Here is a 15,357-nt window from a genome sequence, read left to right on the forward strand (position 1 = left end):
GGGCCGGTCAGTCGGCCAGGGTGCCGACGGCGTCCATGTACTGGCCGAGGAAGTCGTAGCGGCCGCCGGAGACCCGGTAGAGGAACAGCCCGGCCGCGTCGTAGTCGCCGCCGCGGGACGCGGAGTAGGCGAGGGTGCGGGTGACGCCCCGGTAGCGGAGGTCGCGGGTCCGGCGGACGATCGAGCCGCGGTCCTCCACCACGGTGTCCCCGGACGCCATGGCCTCGGCGAGGAAGAGGACGGCGTCGTACGCCTCGGGCGCGTAGGCCGGTGGTGAAGCGCCGAAGCGCTTGCGGTAGGCGGCGGTGAACTTCCGGGCGGCGGGTGTCCGGGCGGCGTCCACGAACGGTGTGGTGAAGACCCAGCCCTCGGCCGCCGGTCCGGCGGCGGCGGTGAACTCGGGGCCGTAGCCCTGGAGCAGGCCCATCCGGGCGCCGCGGTAGCCGGCCGCCGCGAGGGCGCGGGCGAGCGCGGCGGTGCGCCGCTGGTCGCCGGTGAACAGCAGCCCGTCGGCGCGGTCGGCCAGCACCGCGGCGGCCAGGGCGGGCGCGTCCAGTTCGGCCGGGACCCGCCGTATCCGCGCCTCGCGGCCGGAGTCCAGCAGCACGTCCGACAGCCGTTGGCACAGCTCGTAGCCGAGTTCGCCCTGGGTGCGGTCGTCCAGCAGGGTGACCCGGCGGCAGTCGCGGCCAAGGGTGAGGTAGGCGCGGCAGGGAGCGGCCATCACCGTGTCCAGGGGGCGGACCGGGATATAGGCGCGGGGGCGGGTGTCGCCCCGGATCAGGTGGTTGGCGTCGGCCCCCGGGGAGACCGCGGCGGTGGGCAGGGAGGCGGCGTGGTAGGCGCGTACGGCGGCCAGCGCGCAGGCGTCGGTGGTGGGTCCGACGACCGCCCGTACCGAGCGGTCCGCCACCAGGCGCGCGGCCAGGGCGGCGGAGCGCTCGGGGGAGCCGGTGTCGTCGTGGACGGCGAGGGCGATCCGGAAGGGGTGGCCGGTCTCGGCGTTGAGGTGGTCCGCGGCGATCCGGGCGCCGTCGCGCTGGGCACGGCCGAGGGCGCGGGCCGGTCCGGAGAGGTCCTGGTGCAGGGCGATGGTCAGGGTGGGGCGGTCCGGCTCGGCGCGGCCGCCGCGGGTGCCGGTGCGAGGGTGTCCGGCGTACCACCAGGCAGCCCCGGCGGCGGCGAGCGCCGCGGGGCCGAGGGTGAGCAGCCGGCGCCGGGGGGTGCCGTCCGCGGCCGGCTCCTCCGGGTCGCGGGCGGGTACGGCGGTCACCGTCTCGGCGGAGGAGATCGAGGGAGCGGGGATCGAGGGAGCGGAGATCGAGGGGGCGGGGGCGGGGAGGGCGGGTGAGGGGCGGGCGGGCACCTCGGTGGCGGGGAGGGCGGCGGTACGCAGGGCTAGCGCGGCCCGGTCGGCGACCAGGCGGGTCACCGGGTCGGGCAGCCAGGGGGCTCCCGGGTCCGGTGCCCGGTCGCCGAGGGCCGGGCGGCCGTGGGGTGGCTGGTCGGCGGGGGTGAGGGTCCGGCGCACCTCGTCGGCGGTGGGGCGGTCGGCGGGTGCCTTGCGCAGACAGGCGGTGAGCAGGGCGAGCAGCGCCGGGGGCGCCCCGTCCAGGTCGGGTTCCTCGGTGACGGTGCGCAGCAGGGCGGCCGCGGCGAGGCCTCCGCCGAAGGGGCGGGTGCCGGTGGCGGCGTAGGCGAGGACGCAGCCGAGCGAGAAGACATCGCAGGGCGGGCCGATCTCCTCGCGGCGGGACCGAGCCTGCTCGGGGGCGAGGAAGCCAGGTGAGCCGATGATCGCGCCGGTGGCGGTGAGGGCGGTCGCGTCGGACGAGCGGGCGATGCCGAAGTCGATCAGCCGGGGTCCGTCCAGGGTGAGCAGCACATTGCCCGGCTTGACGTCCCGGTGGACCAGTCCGGCCCGGTGTACGGCGCCGAGGGCGTGCGCGAGCCGGGCGCCGAGGAGGCGGACGGTGCGCTCGGGGAGCGGGCCGTGGGTCTCGACCGTCTCTCCGAGGGACGGCCCGGGTACATAGGCGGTGGCGAGCCACGGGGCCGGGCCGTCCGGGTCGGCGGCCAGCAGCGGTGCCGTCCAGGGGCTGTCCACGCTGCGCGCGGCCGCCACCTCGCGGCGGAACCGGGCCCGGTAGTCGGGGTCGGAGGCGCGGCCGGTGTGGATGATCTTCACGGCCGCCACCGCGCCCCCGGGGGCGCGCGCGAGGTACACCGTGCCCATACCGCCGGCGCCGAGCCGGGCCAGGGTGCGGTACGGGCCGACCCGGTCGGGGTCCCCGGGACGCAGTGGCCGCATCAGACGGGTGTGGTGGCGGGGGCCGGGCCCTCGCAGTGGAAGGCGCCCCGCTTCACCCGCCAGAGGTGCACGCCGTCCTGGGCGGTGATGACGAGGGTGCCGTTCTCCGGGGCGAAGGCGATCTTCCGCGCCAGGCCCTGGTAGGGCTCGGCACGCATGGCGGCGAGCAGGGCCTTGCGGGTGGGCCGGGCGCCCCGTAGCCGTCCGAGGCCGGCCAGGACCACCCCGGCGGCGTCATAGGCCTCGGCGGCGTAGTGGGGAGGTGCGGCGCCGAAGCGGCGGCGGTACGCGGCGGCGAAGGTGGCGCCCTTCTCGGAGCGGGCCGGGTCGCTGACCGGGGCTACCGCGAGCCACCCTTCGGCGGCCTCGCCGGCGGCCTCCGGGAACCGCGGGTCGAGCAGGGAGTGGGTGCCCAGCCGCGGCCCGGTGAAGCGCCGGTCGCGCAGGGCCCGGGCGAGGAGCGCGGCTCGGTCGGCGGTGCCGCCGTAGACGACCGAGTCGGCACCGGCGGCGGTCAGTTGGTCGACGGCTGGGCCGAAGTCGTCCCGCAGGGCGCTGACCATCTTCGGTGTCTGCGGGAAGCCGTCCTGGCGCAGGACGGTGCTGAGGGTGCGGCCGATCTCCAGGGCCTGGTCGCCTCCGGCGCGGTCGAGCAGGATGCCCACCCGGCGGCTCTTGGTGTAGCCGCGCAGATAGACGCCGAGGTAGACGCCGAGTGCGGAGTGCAGCAGGCGGGTGTGCAGCACGGTGCGGAAGCCGAGCACCGTGAGCACGCTCGCCCCGGTGGAGACGGTGACCACGGGGAGCAGGGCGGTGTCGTAGACGGGTAGCGCGCTCTCGGCGGTGGTGTCGGTGGTGGGCCCGAGGACGGCGAGCACCGAGGGGTCGGCGGACAGCCGTTCGGCGGCCTGGCGGGCCCTGGCCGGGTCACCGCGGTCGTCCTCGGTCCGCGCCACCAGGTCGAAGGGCCGCCCGGGCCGGGCGTTGAACTCCTCGACGGCGAGCCGCACTCCCTGGTCCTGGGCGCGGCCGGTCGCCCCGTCCGGACCGCTGAGGTCGCCCTGGAAGGCGAGGGTGTGGCGCGGCTTCCGGGAGGTGGTGGCGGCGGGTGCCGGGTCCCGATCACGGTCGCGCGCCCATAGGGCGGTGGCGCCGCCGGCGCCGAGCAGCAGGACCGCGCCGCCGGCCGCGATCACCCTACGGCGGCGGGGCCCGGTGGGACGTACGGGTTCGGCGGGACCCGCGGGCTCGGCGGGGGCCGCGGGCTCGGCGGGGGCCGCTGCGTCGGCCGGGGTGTCGGCTGTGTCGGTGGGGGCGGCGGCCGGGGTGGTGAGGTCGGAGGGTGCCGGGGCGGGTGCGTCGGCGTCGGCGTCGACCTGGGTGTCGGGGGTGTCGGGGAGGGCGAGGGCGGCGGAGGAGCGCTCGGCGACCAGGCGGACCAGATCCGGGGGCAGCCAGGAGGAGGGGCCGCAGCGGGTGTTCGGGCCGGGCTCGGGGCCCAGTTGGCTGCCGGGCTCGGGGCTGATCCGGGTGCCGGGCTGGGGGCTGACCTGGGCGGCGGGCTTGGGGATGATCCGGGCGCCGGGTTCGGGGCTGATGTGGACGCCGGACTCGGGGCTGATCCGGGCGGCGGGCTCTGGATCGGCCTGCGGCCCGGGCTCTGGTCCGGTCGGCGGGACGGGCACTGGTCCGGTTTGCGAGGCGGGGGGCGGTCCGGACTGTGGGGCAGGCTTCGGTCCGGACTGCGAGCCGGATTCCGGTCGGGACTGCGGGGTGGATTCCGGTCCGGACGGCGGGGCGGGAGCCGTCGTGGTGGCCAGTTGCTCCGCGGTCGGCCGGAGTCCGGGGTTCTTAGCCAGGCAGCGGCGGGCGGTGGCGGCCAGTTCGGCCGGGATGCCGTCCAGGTCCGGTTCGTCGTGGACCGCTCGGTAGAGCAGGGCGTCGGCCGGGCCGGTGCCGTACGGCGGGCGGCCGGTCGACGCGTACGCGAGGACGCAGCCCAGCGCGAAGACGTCCCCGGCGGGGCCGGCCTCTCCCCCGGCACTGCCGTCGGCCAGTTCCGGCGGCAGATAGCCGGGGGTGCCGACGATCAGCCCGGTGGCGGTGAGGGAGGTGTCGTCGGAGGCCCGGGCGATGCCGAAGTCGATGAGCCGGGGGCCGTCATGGGCCAGCAGCACATTGCCCGGCTTGAGGTCCCGGTGCACCAGGCCCGCGGTGTGCAGGACGGCGAGCGCCTCGGCGAGGCGGGTCACCAGTACCCGTACCGAGGCGGTGGGCAGCGGGCCGTGGCGGGCGACGGCCTCGGCGAGCGAGGGGGCGGGGACGAAGGCGGTGGCGAGCCAGGGCTCGTCGGCGTCCGGGTCGGCCCCGGCGGGCGCCACCACCCAGGGGCTGCGGACCCGTTGGGCGATCTCCGCCTCACGCCGGAAGCGCGCCCGGAACCCGGGGTCGTCGGCGTACTCCCGGCGGACGACCTTCAGCGCCACCAGCGGGCCCCGGGGGGACCTGGCCAGATAGACGACGCCCATGCCGCCCTCGCCGAGCCGGCCCAGCAGCCGGTGCCCGGCGATCCGGGCGGGGTCGGTGGTGCCCAGCGGTTGCATCAGCCCTCCCGACCGGTACGTGCCTTGACCCGCTCCCCCATCACCGCGAGCGGCTCGCCGGCCAGCTCCATGAGTTCCTGGGGGGTGTAGCCCCGACCGGCGCGCGTGGACACCGCGAGGGTGACCGTGCCGATTCTGGCGATGGTCCAGGAGTAGGGCAGGGCGCCGTCGGAGGTGACGTAGGTACCCTGCTCCACCACTTGGTCGTCGGCCCAGATCTGGCCCCGGGTCCCGAAGGGTGTGGCGGCCGACTGGAGCTCGCCGGTGCGCTCGTCGGTGCTGATCTGCTGCTCGGGACAGCGCATCGACTGCTCCAGGGTGTCGTTGAGCTCCTGGTCGGCGCCCACCTCGGTGGTGTGGACGGTGACCACGGAGGTCACCCTGAGGGGCCCCTTGCCGTCCGTACCGGGCCGGCGGGCGTAGGTGGAGAGCGAGGCCAGCACGCCGGGCGGGAGGGATCGGCGCTGCCAGCGGCAGTCGACGTCCAGGACCGCCACGGTGCGGGGTGCGCTCCGCGCCTTGCGCTCGGCGGTGAAGTCCGCGCCCCAGTCGGGAGGTTGGAGGGCCACCCGGTCGGTGAGCTCCTCCGCCTGGGCCGGGCTACGCGGGATGCGCTCGGGGTCGGCGGTGAAGCGGGCCGCGGCCGGCTCGCCTCCGGGGGCGGTGGAGGGGGTACGGGAGGCGGAGGGCGCCGGGCTCGGACTTGCCGCGGGCCGCTGCGGTGGTTCACCGGAGCATCCGGCGAGCGCGGCCGCCAGCAGGCAGCCGGTTACCGTCCGGTGTAACCGACTCCGGTGCGGTGCGCGGTGGTTGGTGTCTGGCATCGGCCGTCCCCCCTTGAGCCGTTCCCCCTGGCCGTACCCCTCGGCCCTGGGATCGTACAGAGGGTGGGCTGCCGTCGGGCCCTTTTCCGGCAAGAGCCCCGGAGGCCGGATGCCGGGGGCTCTCAGGTGGTGGTGGCGCGGGTGAGGACGGCGGTGAGGGCGCCGTCCGGGCGGGCGGTCAGTTCGCTCCAGGTCCCCTGCTCGGTGATCCGTCCGGCGGCCAGGACGGCGACGCGGTCGGCGCGGCGCAGGGTGGCGGGCCGGTGGGCGATGACCAGGGTGGCGCGGTCGGCGGCGCCATGGGCGAGGGCGCGGGCCAGTTCGGCGTCCGCCTCGGTGTCCAGATGGGCGGTGGTCTCGTCCAGGACGAGGACCCGGGGGTCGGCGAGCAGGGCGCGGGCCAGGGCGATCCGGGCCCGCTGGCCGCCGGAGAGGGTGGCGCCGCGCTCGCCGAGGAGGGTGTCGTAGCCGTCAGGGAGGGCGTCGGCGATCCGGTGTACGCCGGTCCGTTCGGCGATCGCCCGCAGCCGGTGCTCGGGGGCGTCGGGGGCGGCGAGGCGGAGGTTCTCGGCGAGGGTGGCGTGGAAGAGCGGGGTTTCCTGGCCGACCACGGCGATCGCGCGGCGCAGTTCGTGGTCGGCCAGGTCGCGCAGGTCGACGGGTGCGCCGTGGGCGGGGAGGAGTTCGACGGCGCCCAGGGCCGGGTCCCAGAAGCGGGCGAGCAGATGGGCGCAGCTGGACTTGCCGGCCCCGGAGACCCCCGCCAAGGCGACGGTCTCGCCGGGGCGGACGGTGAGGTGGAGGCCGTCCAGGACGGGGGCGCCGCCGTAGTCGAACCGCACCCCGCGCAGCCGTATCCCCAGCGGCCCGTCCGGCAGGGGGCGGGGCCCGGTGGGAGCGGGTGCCCCGGCCGGGGCGCGGGCGGCGTCGCGGACCCGGGCGGCGGCGGCGCGCAGTCCGCCGGCCTGGGCCAGGGCGGCGGCCGAGTCGGCGACCGGGGCGAGGATGCCGAGGGCCAGCGCGAGGGCGGCGGGTGCCCAGGCGGCGGTGAGGGTCCCGGTGGCCACGGTATGGGCGGCGGCGGCGACGGTGCCGATGACACAGGCGGTGACCAGGAGGTCCCGTACCGCCTCGGTGGCGGCGTCCCGGGTCTGCTCGGCGCGCTGGGCGTCGCCGAGGAGGCGGCCGAGGGTGCGCAGCCGGGCGCGCCGCCGCTCCAGGGCGCCGAAGGCGAGCAGTTCGGTCAGGCCGTCGACCGTCTCCGTGGTGTACGCGGAGAGCTCGGCGTGCGCGGCGCGGGTGCGGGCGCCGCGTTCGGCACGACCCCGGGCGTCGAGCAGCGGGGTGAGGACGAGCAGCAGGGCGGCGGGGACGACGGGCAGCAGCAGCCAGGGGTCCAGGATGCCGATCAGGGTGGCGCCGGTGCCGAAGACGGCTGCGGAGGCGGCGAGTTGGGCGACGGCATGGGCGTAGAAGAACTCCAGGGCCTCCACATCGCCGAGGGCGGCGGCGGCCAGGTCGCCGCTGCGCCGGCCGGCGACCCGGGCGGGGGCGCTGCGGGCGAGTCCGTCGAAGACCCGGGTGCGCAGGGTGGCGAGGATCCGGTAGGCGAGATCATGGGAGAGGTCCATCTCCCACCAGGTGGCGAAGGCGCGGAGCAGGACGAGGGCGATGAGCGCGATGGTGGTGGCGGGGCCCGGGGCGGCGCCGGTGGTGACGGCGGTGCCGACGGTGTGGGCGGTGAGCGCGGCCAGTGCGGTGAGCGAGGACTGCCCGATGAGCGCGGCGGCGAAGGTACGGGCCGTCATGGCGCGGTGATCCGCGAGCACGGGCAGCAGGGCGAGCAGGGCGCCCCGGTCGGCGCCGGGGACGGGGGCCTGGGGGCCGTTGACGGGCGGGGTGGTGGCGACCGCGGTCATGCGGCGTCCTCCTGAGCATCGGCATGGGCATGGGCCGTGGCCTCGGCGGCGCGGGGAGGGGGTACGGGGGCGGGGCCGTCGGACGCGGGCCCCCTGCCCACGGGGGCCGGCTCGGCCGCTCGCTCGCTCGTGGACGGGGGGCCTGGGGGGCCGGACGGTCGGCTTCCGGGCCCGGCGACCGCGGCAGGGTCGGTGGCCGCGGCAGGGTCGGCGGCTGCGGCGGGGTCGGTGTGTGGGGCGGGGTCGGTGCGCGGGGCGGGGGCGGCGGCTGCGGTGGGGTGGGTGCGCGGGGCGGGGGCGGCGGCTGCGGCAGGGGCGGTAGGCGGGGCGGGGTTCGAGGTGTGGTCGGCGGCGACCAGGCGGGCATAGAGGCCACCGGCGGCGAGCAGGGTGCGGTGGTCGCCGACCGCGTCCACCCGGCCGCGGTCCAGGACGACGATCCGGTCGGCATCGCGTACCGAGGACAGCCGGTGGGCGACGATCAGACAGGTGCGGCCGCGGGCGGCGGCTCGCAGGGCGGCGCCGATACGGGCCTGGCGGTTCTCGTCCACGGCGCTGGTGGCCTCGTCCAGGACGAGGACCGGGGCGTCGGCGAGCAGGGCGCGGGCCAGGGCGAGCCGTTGGCGCTGGCCGCCGGAGAGGGTGGCGCCGCGTTCGCCGAGGACGGTGGCGTAGCCGTCGGGCAAGGCCAGCAGTTCGTCGTGGACGCCGGCGGCGCGGGCGGCGGCGTGCAGTTCCCGCTCGGTGGCGTCGGGGCGGGCCAGCCGCAGGTTGTCGGCGACGGAGCCGTGGAAGAGGTAGGTGTCCTGGGAGACGACGGCGATACCGTGGCGCAGGACGGTCAGCGGGTGGTCCCGGATGTCGATGCCGTCGAGCAGCACCCGTCCGCCCTCCGGGTCGTGGCGGCGCAGCAGGGTGCCGAGGAGGGTGGACTTGCCGGCGCCGGAGGGGCCGACGATGGCGGTGGTGCGGCCGGCCTCGGCGGTGAAGGCCACCTCGGTGAGCGCGGGGTGGGCGGCGCCGGGGTGGCGGTAGCCGACGGAGTCGAAGCGGACGGCGGGGGCGGACGGCCAGTCGGTGGGGCGGGTGCCGGTGTCGGGTACGCCGCCCTGGGCGGTACGGAGCCGGGTGAGGCCGTCGGCGGCGGAGACGCCGAGGTGGCCGGCGTGCCAGGCGCGGGAGAGGTCGCGGACCGGGCGGAAGCACTCGGCGGTCAGCATCAGCAGCAGATAGGCGCCGGTGGGGGCGAGTTGCCCGGTGGCGGCGGACCAGCAGGCGACCAGCGCGGCGGCGAGGGCGCCGCCCTGGAGGGCGAGGTCGGTGAGGGCGGTGTCGACCAGGGAGACCCGCAGTTTGGCGACGGTGGCGCGGTGCAGGGCACCGGATGCGGCGGCGAGCCGGGCCCGGGTGCGGTCGACGGCGCCGGCGGCACGCAGCGCGGGCATGGCCTGGAGGGCTTCCAGGAAGTCGGCGGCGAGGGCTTCGTACGCTCCCCAGTGCTGCTGGTCGCGGCGGCGCAGCAGCCGGTCCCAGAGGCGGGGGGCGAGCACGGCGAGCAGGACGGCGGGGGCCAGGGCGAGGGCGGCGAGGGGTTCCACGGCGGCGGTGGCGGCGAGCAGCAGCGGCGGCAGGGCGCAGGTGATCAGGGCCTGCGGCAGATAGCGGGAGACATAGGCGTCCACGCCCTCGACGCCGTCCACCAGGACCGCCCGCAGCGCCCCGGCCCGGTCCTCGGCGCGGGCCGGGCCGCCGGTGCGGCCGAGGTGGGCCAGCAGCTCGTCGCGGAGGCGGACCCGGACCAGGGCGCCGGCCCGGACGGCGAGGGCGCGCTGCCGGTGGCTGAGCAGGGCCCGGGCGAGTACGGCGGCCAGCACCCCGGCGAGCAGGGCGGGCAGTTGCCCGGTGTCGCCGCGGGCGATGGAGGCCAGGGCGAGGGCGAGCAGCACCGCCTGCCCCAGATGGGTGAGGGCGACGGCGGCGAGCAGCCCGGTGGCGGCGAGCAGCGGCCCCCGCGCGGGGCGGGCGGCGCGCAGCAGCTCGGGGTGGAGCATCATGACGGGTCCCTGGGGGTGGCGGTCGGGAGGGCGGGCGGTCCGGGTGGGTCGTCCTCGGCGCGGCCGAGGGCGAGTCCGTGCAGCACCCAGTCGCGGTCGGCCGGTCCGCCGAGCGCGGCCCCGAGGTCGGCGCGCTGCCAGGAGCCGACGGGTCGGGACCGCAGTCCGAGGGCGGCGGCGGCGAGTTGGGCGTGGCCCATGGCGTAGCCGGCGCCGAGGTGGGCGGCCCGGATGGCAGCGGGCGGCGCGTCGCCGGGGCAGCCGTGGGCGAGCAGGACGGCGCCGCTGCCGGCGATCCAGTCCTGGCGGGCCGCCCAGGCGGCGAGGGTGGGGCGGGCCTCCCCGGTGGCGAGCAGTACCGGGCCGCGGCCGTCCGGGCCGAGCCGGCGCAGACCGGGGCGGGGCCCGCCGGTGGCCGCGCACCAGGAGACGGCGGCCGGGCCGTGTTCCGCGGCCGTGCGCAGGACGGCGCCGAGTTCGGCGGCGGAGGGCGGGCGCGGGAAGCCGGGTGGGGCGCTGCGGCGGTGGAGCAGCAGGGCGTCGGGGTGGCGGGGCGCGGGGGTGGCCTGCCAGGTCGGGGCGGCGCCGGGGGCGCGGGTGAGGGCGTGCAGGAGCCGGCCGGTGGGGTGCGGGGAACGGGTGGGCGGGTCGGTGTCGGCGGCCCAGCGTTCCAGGGCGTCGGCGGGACCCTCGGGGGTGAGCCGCAGTACGGCGACCGGGTGGTGGCGTCGGGTGGTGGTGAGCCCGGCGGCGCGGGCGAGGAGGTCGCCGTCGGCGTCGAGGCAGAGCGCGGCGGCACCGGCGAGCGCCAGGGCGGCCGCCGTGTGGCCGGCGTCGAGCAGGAGCAGCGGCCAGCCGCGGTGGCCGTAGTGGGCGGTGGTCGGCACGGGGTCGAGGGTGAGGACGGCGAGGGTGCCGGGCGGGGCGTCGGCCGGTGAGGGGCCGGTGGGGTGAAGGCGGTGGTGGAGCGGGTCGTAGCGGTGGCGGCCGGGCGGCAGGGCGCCGCCGGGGCCGGCCAGGAGGTGGGCGGTGACCGGGTGCAGGGCGCCCGCCGAGGGTGCGGGGCGCAGCCGGCCGCGGAGGTCGTCGGGCGAGGCGGCGAGGGCGAGCCGCAGCAGCCGGTCGAGCGGTGGCGGCGGGGTGATGCCCGGGCCCCGGGGTGCTGCGGCGGCCCGGGGCAGCGCGGCCGGCGGCCGGGGGACGCGCCCGGAACGCGCCCGAGCCAGGGCGGCCGCCACCAGCGGATCGGGCGCGGGCGCGGACGCGGTACGGGGCATGGAGTGTCCTCGGCGGGAGGCGGGAGGCGGAAAGCGGAAGGGCGGTAGGCGAATGCGGTGCGGTACGGCGGGGGCGGCGGGCGTACGGGGCGGGGTTGCCGCGGTCGTGGCGGCGGCCGCCGACGGCAGCGTCCGGATGTCCCCGCCGTACCGGCCGGGGTTCGCGGTGGGACGGCGGGGCCGAACCCGCGGGTGGGCAGAGCGGATTGGCACGGCGGGGTCACATGTGCGGCGGGGGTGTCAGGGTGAAGTCGGCGGGCCCGGTGGGCGGGCTGGTGCGCCAGCCGCGGCGGAGGGCGGCCTCGGCGAACCGGGGGCAGCCCAGGTAGGCGAAGGCGGCCGGGGCGTTGGGGATCAGGCCGGAGACCAGGACGCGGGCGACCCGCAGCGGGGTCTCGGCGACGTCCTCGGTGGTGAGGTCGAAGGTGATCACCCGGTGGCCCCCTTCGGCGAGGCGGGCGTCGAGCTCGGCGCGGCTGCCGGACCGCAGATCGGTCACCGGGATGGTGCCGAGGGCGGGTTCGGTGAAGCGACGGGCCAGCGGGGCGGTGCGCGGGTCCAGCCAGACCTGGACATGGGCGCCGAGGTCGCGAATGTGGGCGAAGTCGGGGCCGCAGTCGTCCAGATAGCGGCGGTCGGGGCGGTGGTCCAGATAGAGGCCCGGGGCGAGCAGACCGGCCTCGATGGCGCGGAACACCCAGCCGTCGGCCTCGACGGCGCCCTGGCTGAACACCCAGGTGTGCACGGCTTCCAGCACCGCCTTGCGAGCGGCCTCGGCGGGGTCGAGGCGGCAGGCGAAGCCGGCGGCGTGGATGCCGAGTGCCGGGTCGTGGACGAGTGCGGCCATACAGGGTGCGAACTCGGAGGGCATCTCCACGATCCACACGTCCAGTCCGCAGCCGGTCAGGTCGCGGTCGAGTCCGGGGACGCTGGCCGGGTCGATACCGCGAGTGGGGCCGTCCAGATGCCACCACAGTTCGAGCGCGTCGCGTTCCACGATCTCCAGCAGGGCGCGTTCGACCGCGTCGTCCAGACCCTGGCCGGTGGCGATGCCCGCGTAGTTGAGATGGTGGGTGCGGGGCAGTGAACGCAGCTCGCCTTGGCGCCAGTTGAGGTGGGTGAGGGCGACCGGCGCCCAGCAGTCGCGGCCTTCCTCGCTGCCGCGGGCCCAGAGCGCGGGGGTGTCGGAGGTGAGGCGCTGGTAGGGGAAGCCGGGGCGGGCGTACTGCCAGTCGGTGTACCCGGGCAGCTCCTCGGGACCGTACAACCGCAGCCCCTCGGCGCGGAGTTCGGCGGCGGTGGCCCGGCGCGGGGCGTCCGGGTGGCCGGGGGGCGGGAGCCGGTTGCCGCAGTAGCGTTCGGCGGCCTCGGCGATGGCGGCGATCCGGGCGCCCTCCGGGTCGCCGAAGGTGGTGCCGAGGGAGACCCGGTCGGCGGGCCAGGCACCGAATCTGCGGGCGTCGGAGACATCGGCGGTCATCGCGGTGTAGCGGGGCGGGGCGCCCTCGGGGTGGTCGACCGGGGCCACGGCGCGGATCAGTCCGCAGACCGGGTCCACCAGGGCGTCCAGCGGCAGGGGCGGCGGGGGCGGGGCGGTGGTGGTCACCGGCAGGTCTCCTCTGCGGGGTCGATGGGGGTGGCCCGGCCGACGGCCAGCCGCAGGGTGCTGCCGGTGGGCCGGACGGTACGGCGGGAGGCCAGCAGCCGGGTGGCGGTGACCGGGTCGGCGCCGGTGTGCGGCTGGCGGACATGGGCGGGGAAGTGGTGGCCGGCGACCTCCACCCGGAGCCGGGTGCCGGCCGGCAGCCGGCGGGCGAGCCGGCCCAGCGGCACGGTGAACGCGGCGGTGGTGCCGAGCGGGTCGGCGCGGCGTACGGCACCGAAGGCCAGCGGGTCGGCGGTCCCGTCGGGGGCGAGCGCGACCAGCCGGACGGCCCAGTCGGCATGCGCGGTGTCGGCGGCGGCGGTGAGGGCCAGTTCGGCGGGGCCGAGCAGGTCCAGGGGCCGGTCCAGGGGCGGGGTGAGCAGCAGGCACCGGTCGGGGGTGCCGCTTGCCGGGACGTCCAGGGTGTCGGAGCGTACGGGCCGGGCCGGATCGGCGGTGAACGCGGTGCCGTGCAGCGGGCGCAGCCCGCCGGGGGCGCCGAGGTGCCAGCGCCGCTCCCCCGCCGGGGCGGTGGCCCGGCACCACAGGTCGCTGCCGCCGAGGGCGACCGCGCCGGCGGCGCCCTCGGTGAGCCGGCCGGCCAGGGCGGCGCCGGCCCAGCGGGCGTAGAGGCCGCCGAGGTCGATGCGGTGGCCCGGGCGGGCCTCGGGACCGGGGTCGGCGGTGAGGCCGTGGCCCCAGGGGCCGAGGAGCAGCCGGGCGGGGGCGCCCCAGCTGGCCCAGAGGCGGTGGGTGTCGCCGGCGAACGGATCGCGGCTGCCGCCGACGGCGAGCAGCGGCACGGTGGCGCGGCCGGCGTGCCGCAGCAGCGGCCCGGGGCGGCGGTGGCGCCACAACTGGGGCCAGGTGGGCAGCGGGCGGCCGAGCCGGTCCGGGAGGGCGGCGACCGGCAGGTGTTCCAGAAGCCGGGGATCGGTGGCGAGGGCCCGGTCCAGGGCGGCGGGGTCGGAGTCGGGGCGGTCGCCGTGCGCGGCCCACCAGCCGGCGCGGGCCAGGAGCCGTTCGGGGCCGCCGGGTTCGCGGGCGGTCTCGGCGGTGCCGAGTGCGGGTACGGCGGCGATCACGGCGTCCGGGCGGGTGGCCGCGCGGGCGGTGAGCGCCAGGGCGAGCGCGCAGTGTGCGGCGTAGGAGGCTCCGGCGGCCACCACCCGTCCGTCGCACCAGCGTTGGGCGCGCAGCCAGCGCAGGGCGCCGGCGCCGTCCTCGGCCTCGTACCGGTAGGGGTGCCAGCGGCCCTCGGAGGCGTGCCGCCCGCGGACGTCCTGGAGGACGGCGGCATAGCCCCGGGCCGCCCAGCCGCGGGCCTCGGCCCGATGGGCACGGCGGTCGTAGGGGGTGCGCAGCAGCACGGCCGGGTACGGTCCGGGCGGCCCGTCGGGAAGATGGACCTCGGTGGCGAGCCGGATGCCGTCGGCGGCGGCGACCTGCTGGACGGCGGTCATCGGGCGTGCCGTTCGGCTCGCGGGCGGTCCGCCCGGTCGGTGGGATGGGGTACGGGGCCGGGCGGGACGGTGTGCCGTACGCGGGCCAAGCTCCGGATGGGGACGTCGGTCGCATCCGCAACAGGGCGCGTCGCCCCCGCCGTTCGGCCGTCGACACCGACGTACACCGGGCTCATCGGGCCGCCGCCACCGTGGTGCGCCGGGCCCGCCAGGCGGTCGGCAGGGCCCGTCGGGAGCGCGGCGCAGGCGCCGGTACGGCCGTGGTCTCCCGTGCGGCCATGCACCGGGCTCATCGGGCCGGCTGCTTCGGCAGTGGGGCGACGTCGGGTACCGGGAGCACCGGGTGCTCGGTGACGGTGAGGTCGCGCAGGTCGAGGCGGCGGAGGCGGCGGCGTACGGGGAGGGGGCCGCGGCCGGGGTCGGCGGCGGCCCAGGCCAGCAGGTCCGCGGCGAGCAGGGCGGCGGCGAGGGCGGCCGGGGCGCCGGTGGTGGGCGGCGCGGCCTCGGGGCTTCGGTGGCCGGCCCAAAAGGCGGCGAGTTCGCGGTGGGCGGGGGTGGCGGCGAGGCGGCGGAGCCGGATGTGCGCGGAGGTGACATCGCCGGGCCGGTCGGCGAGGGGTTCCAGCCAGAGCTGGGCGCCTTCGCGGTGGCAGCGGAGCCAGCCCGTGCCGTGTGCGGGGAGGCGGTCGGCCTCGTCCCACAGCCCGGGCGGCACCGGCCGGTCCAGGCACCAGACGACGGCGGTGGTCGTGGCCTCGGTGCCGGGTATCGCGGTGAGTTCGCGGGGGTGGGTGGGGCGCACGGTGCCGCCCTCCTCCCGTATGAGCGCGGCGAGGGGCTCGGTGAGGGCGGCGTCGCCGAGGAGGTGGATGGTGCGCCCGTCGAGCCGGCCGGGGCGGTCGGTCGGGGCGGGGGCAACGTAGCCGGCCTGCTCGAACGCGCTGATCAGGTCGGCGAGTTCCGGGGCGGGGGCGCCGCTTTCGCCGTACGGGCGGCCGGTGAGGGCGGCGGTCAGCGCGGCGGGGTCGGTGTCCGCGGTGTCGACCCGTAGGAAGGCCCCGTCGGCGGTGCGGACGGCGAGGCCCTGCCCGGGGGCGGTGACAAGGGCGACGCCGGGGGCGAGCTGCGGGGCGCTGGCCACGGGGAACTCCTGTGCCTGGTCGGGGGGGTAGGGAGGGGGACCCCCGGTCGGCGGCGCGGACGGGCGCCACCGGCCGGGTGGCCGGGCATCTTCAGGCTCAGGTAGTACGGCGGGACCGCG

8 protein-coding genes and 1 pseudogene are annotated in these 15,357 nt (G+C 78.2%); all 9 read right to left on the minus strand.

Going from position 1 to position 15,357, the window contains the following annotated elements; translation table 11 throughout:
- Nucleotides 1–7: 7 nt before the first annotated feature.
- Nucleotides 8–2,311 (minus strand): bifunctional serine/threonine-protein kinase/ABC transporter substrate-binding protein, encoded by a 2,304-nt coding sequence (locus tag ABZ945_RS30625; protein WP_361276199.1) that lies wholly within the window; start codon nucleotides 2,309–2,311, stop codon nucleotides 8–10.
- Nucleotides 2,311–4,914 (minus strand): ABC transporter substrate-binding protein, encoded by a 2,604-nt coding sequence (locus ABZ945_RS30630; RefSeq protein ID WP_361276201.1) that lies wholly within the window; start codon nucleotides 4,912–4,914, stop codon nucleotides 2,311–2,313. The genes ABZ945_RS30625 and ABZ945_RS30630 overlap by 1 nt, the downstream gene beginning before the upstream one ends.
- A complete protein-coding gene (locus ABZ945_RS30635) occupies nucleotides 4,914–5,738 on the minus strand; it encodes a hypothetical protein (protein ID WP_361276204.1) in 825 nt (274 codons plus the stop codon). The genes ABZ945_RS30630 and ABZ945_RS30635 overlap by 1 nt, the downstream gene beginning before the upstream one ends.
- Before the next feature lie 122 nt (nucleotides 5,739–5,860).
- Nucleotides 5,861–7,657, minus strand: coding sequence for an ABC transporter ATP-binding protein (locus tag ABZ945_RS30640; protein WP_361276207.1), 1,797 nt, complete (start codon nucleotides 7,655–7,657; stop codon nucleotides 5,861–5,863).
- Nucleotides 7,658–8,004: 347 nt separating this feature from the next.
- A pseudogene (locus ABZ945_RS30645) lies at nucleotides 8,005–9,711 on the minus strand (ABC transporter ATP-binding protein); the annotation flags it as partial.
- Entirely contained in the window at nucleotides 9,708–10,988 is a 1,281-nt protein-coding gene (locus tag ABZ945_RS30650) for a nitroreductase (RefSeq protein WP_361276210.1), read from the minus strand. The pseudogene ABZ945_RS30645 and the gene ABZ945_RS30650, both read right to left, overlap by 4 nt.
- A gap of 220 nt (nucleotides 10,989–11,208) precedes the next feature.
- Entirely contained in the window at nucleotides 11,209–12,600 is a 1,392-nt protein-coding gene (locus ABZ945_RS30655; RefSeq protein WP_361276219.1) for a YcaO-like family protein, read from the minus strand.
- Complete coding sequence (locus ABZ945_RS30660; protein WP_361276213.1) at nucleotides 12,591–14,096, minus strand: CocE/NonD family hydrolase; 1,506 nt, start codon at nucleotides 14,094–14,096, stop codon at nucleotides 12,591–12,593. The genes ABZ945_RS30655 and ABZ945_RS30660 overlap by 10 nt, the downstream gene beginning before the upstream one ends.
- Nucleotides 14,097–14,385: 289 nt before the next feature.
- Nucleotides 14,386–15,237, minus strand: a complete 852-nt coding sequence (locus tag ABZ945_RS30665) for a hypothetical protein (RefSeq protein WP_361276216.1) — start codon at nucleotides 15,235–15,237, stop codon at nucleotides 14,386–14,388.
- Nucleotides 15,238–15,357: the final 120 nt, after the last annotated feature.

Source organism: Streptomyces sp. NPDC046887 (assembly GCF_040644755.1).
GTDB classification, from domain to species: domain Bacteria; phylum Actinomycetota; class Actinomycetes; order Streptomycetales; family Streptomycetaceae; genus Streptomyces; species Streptomyces lichenis.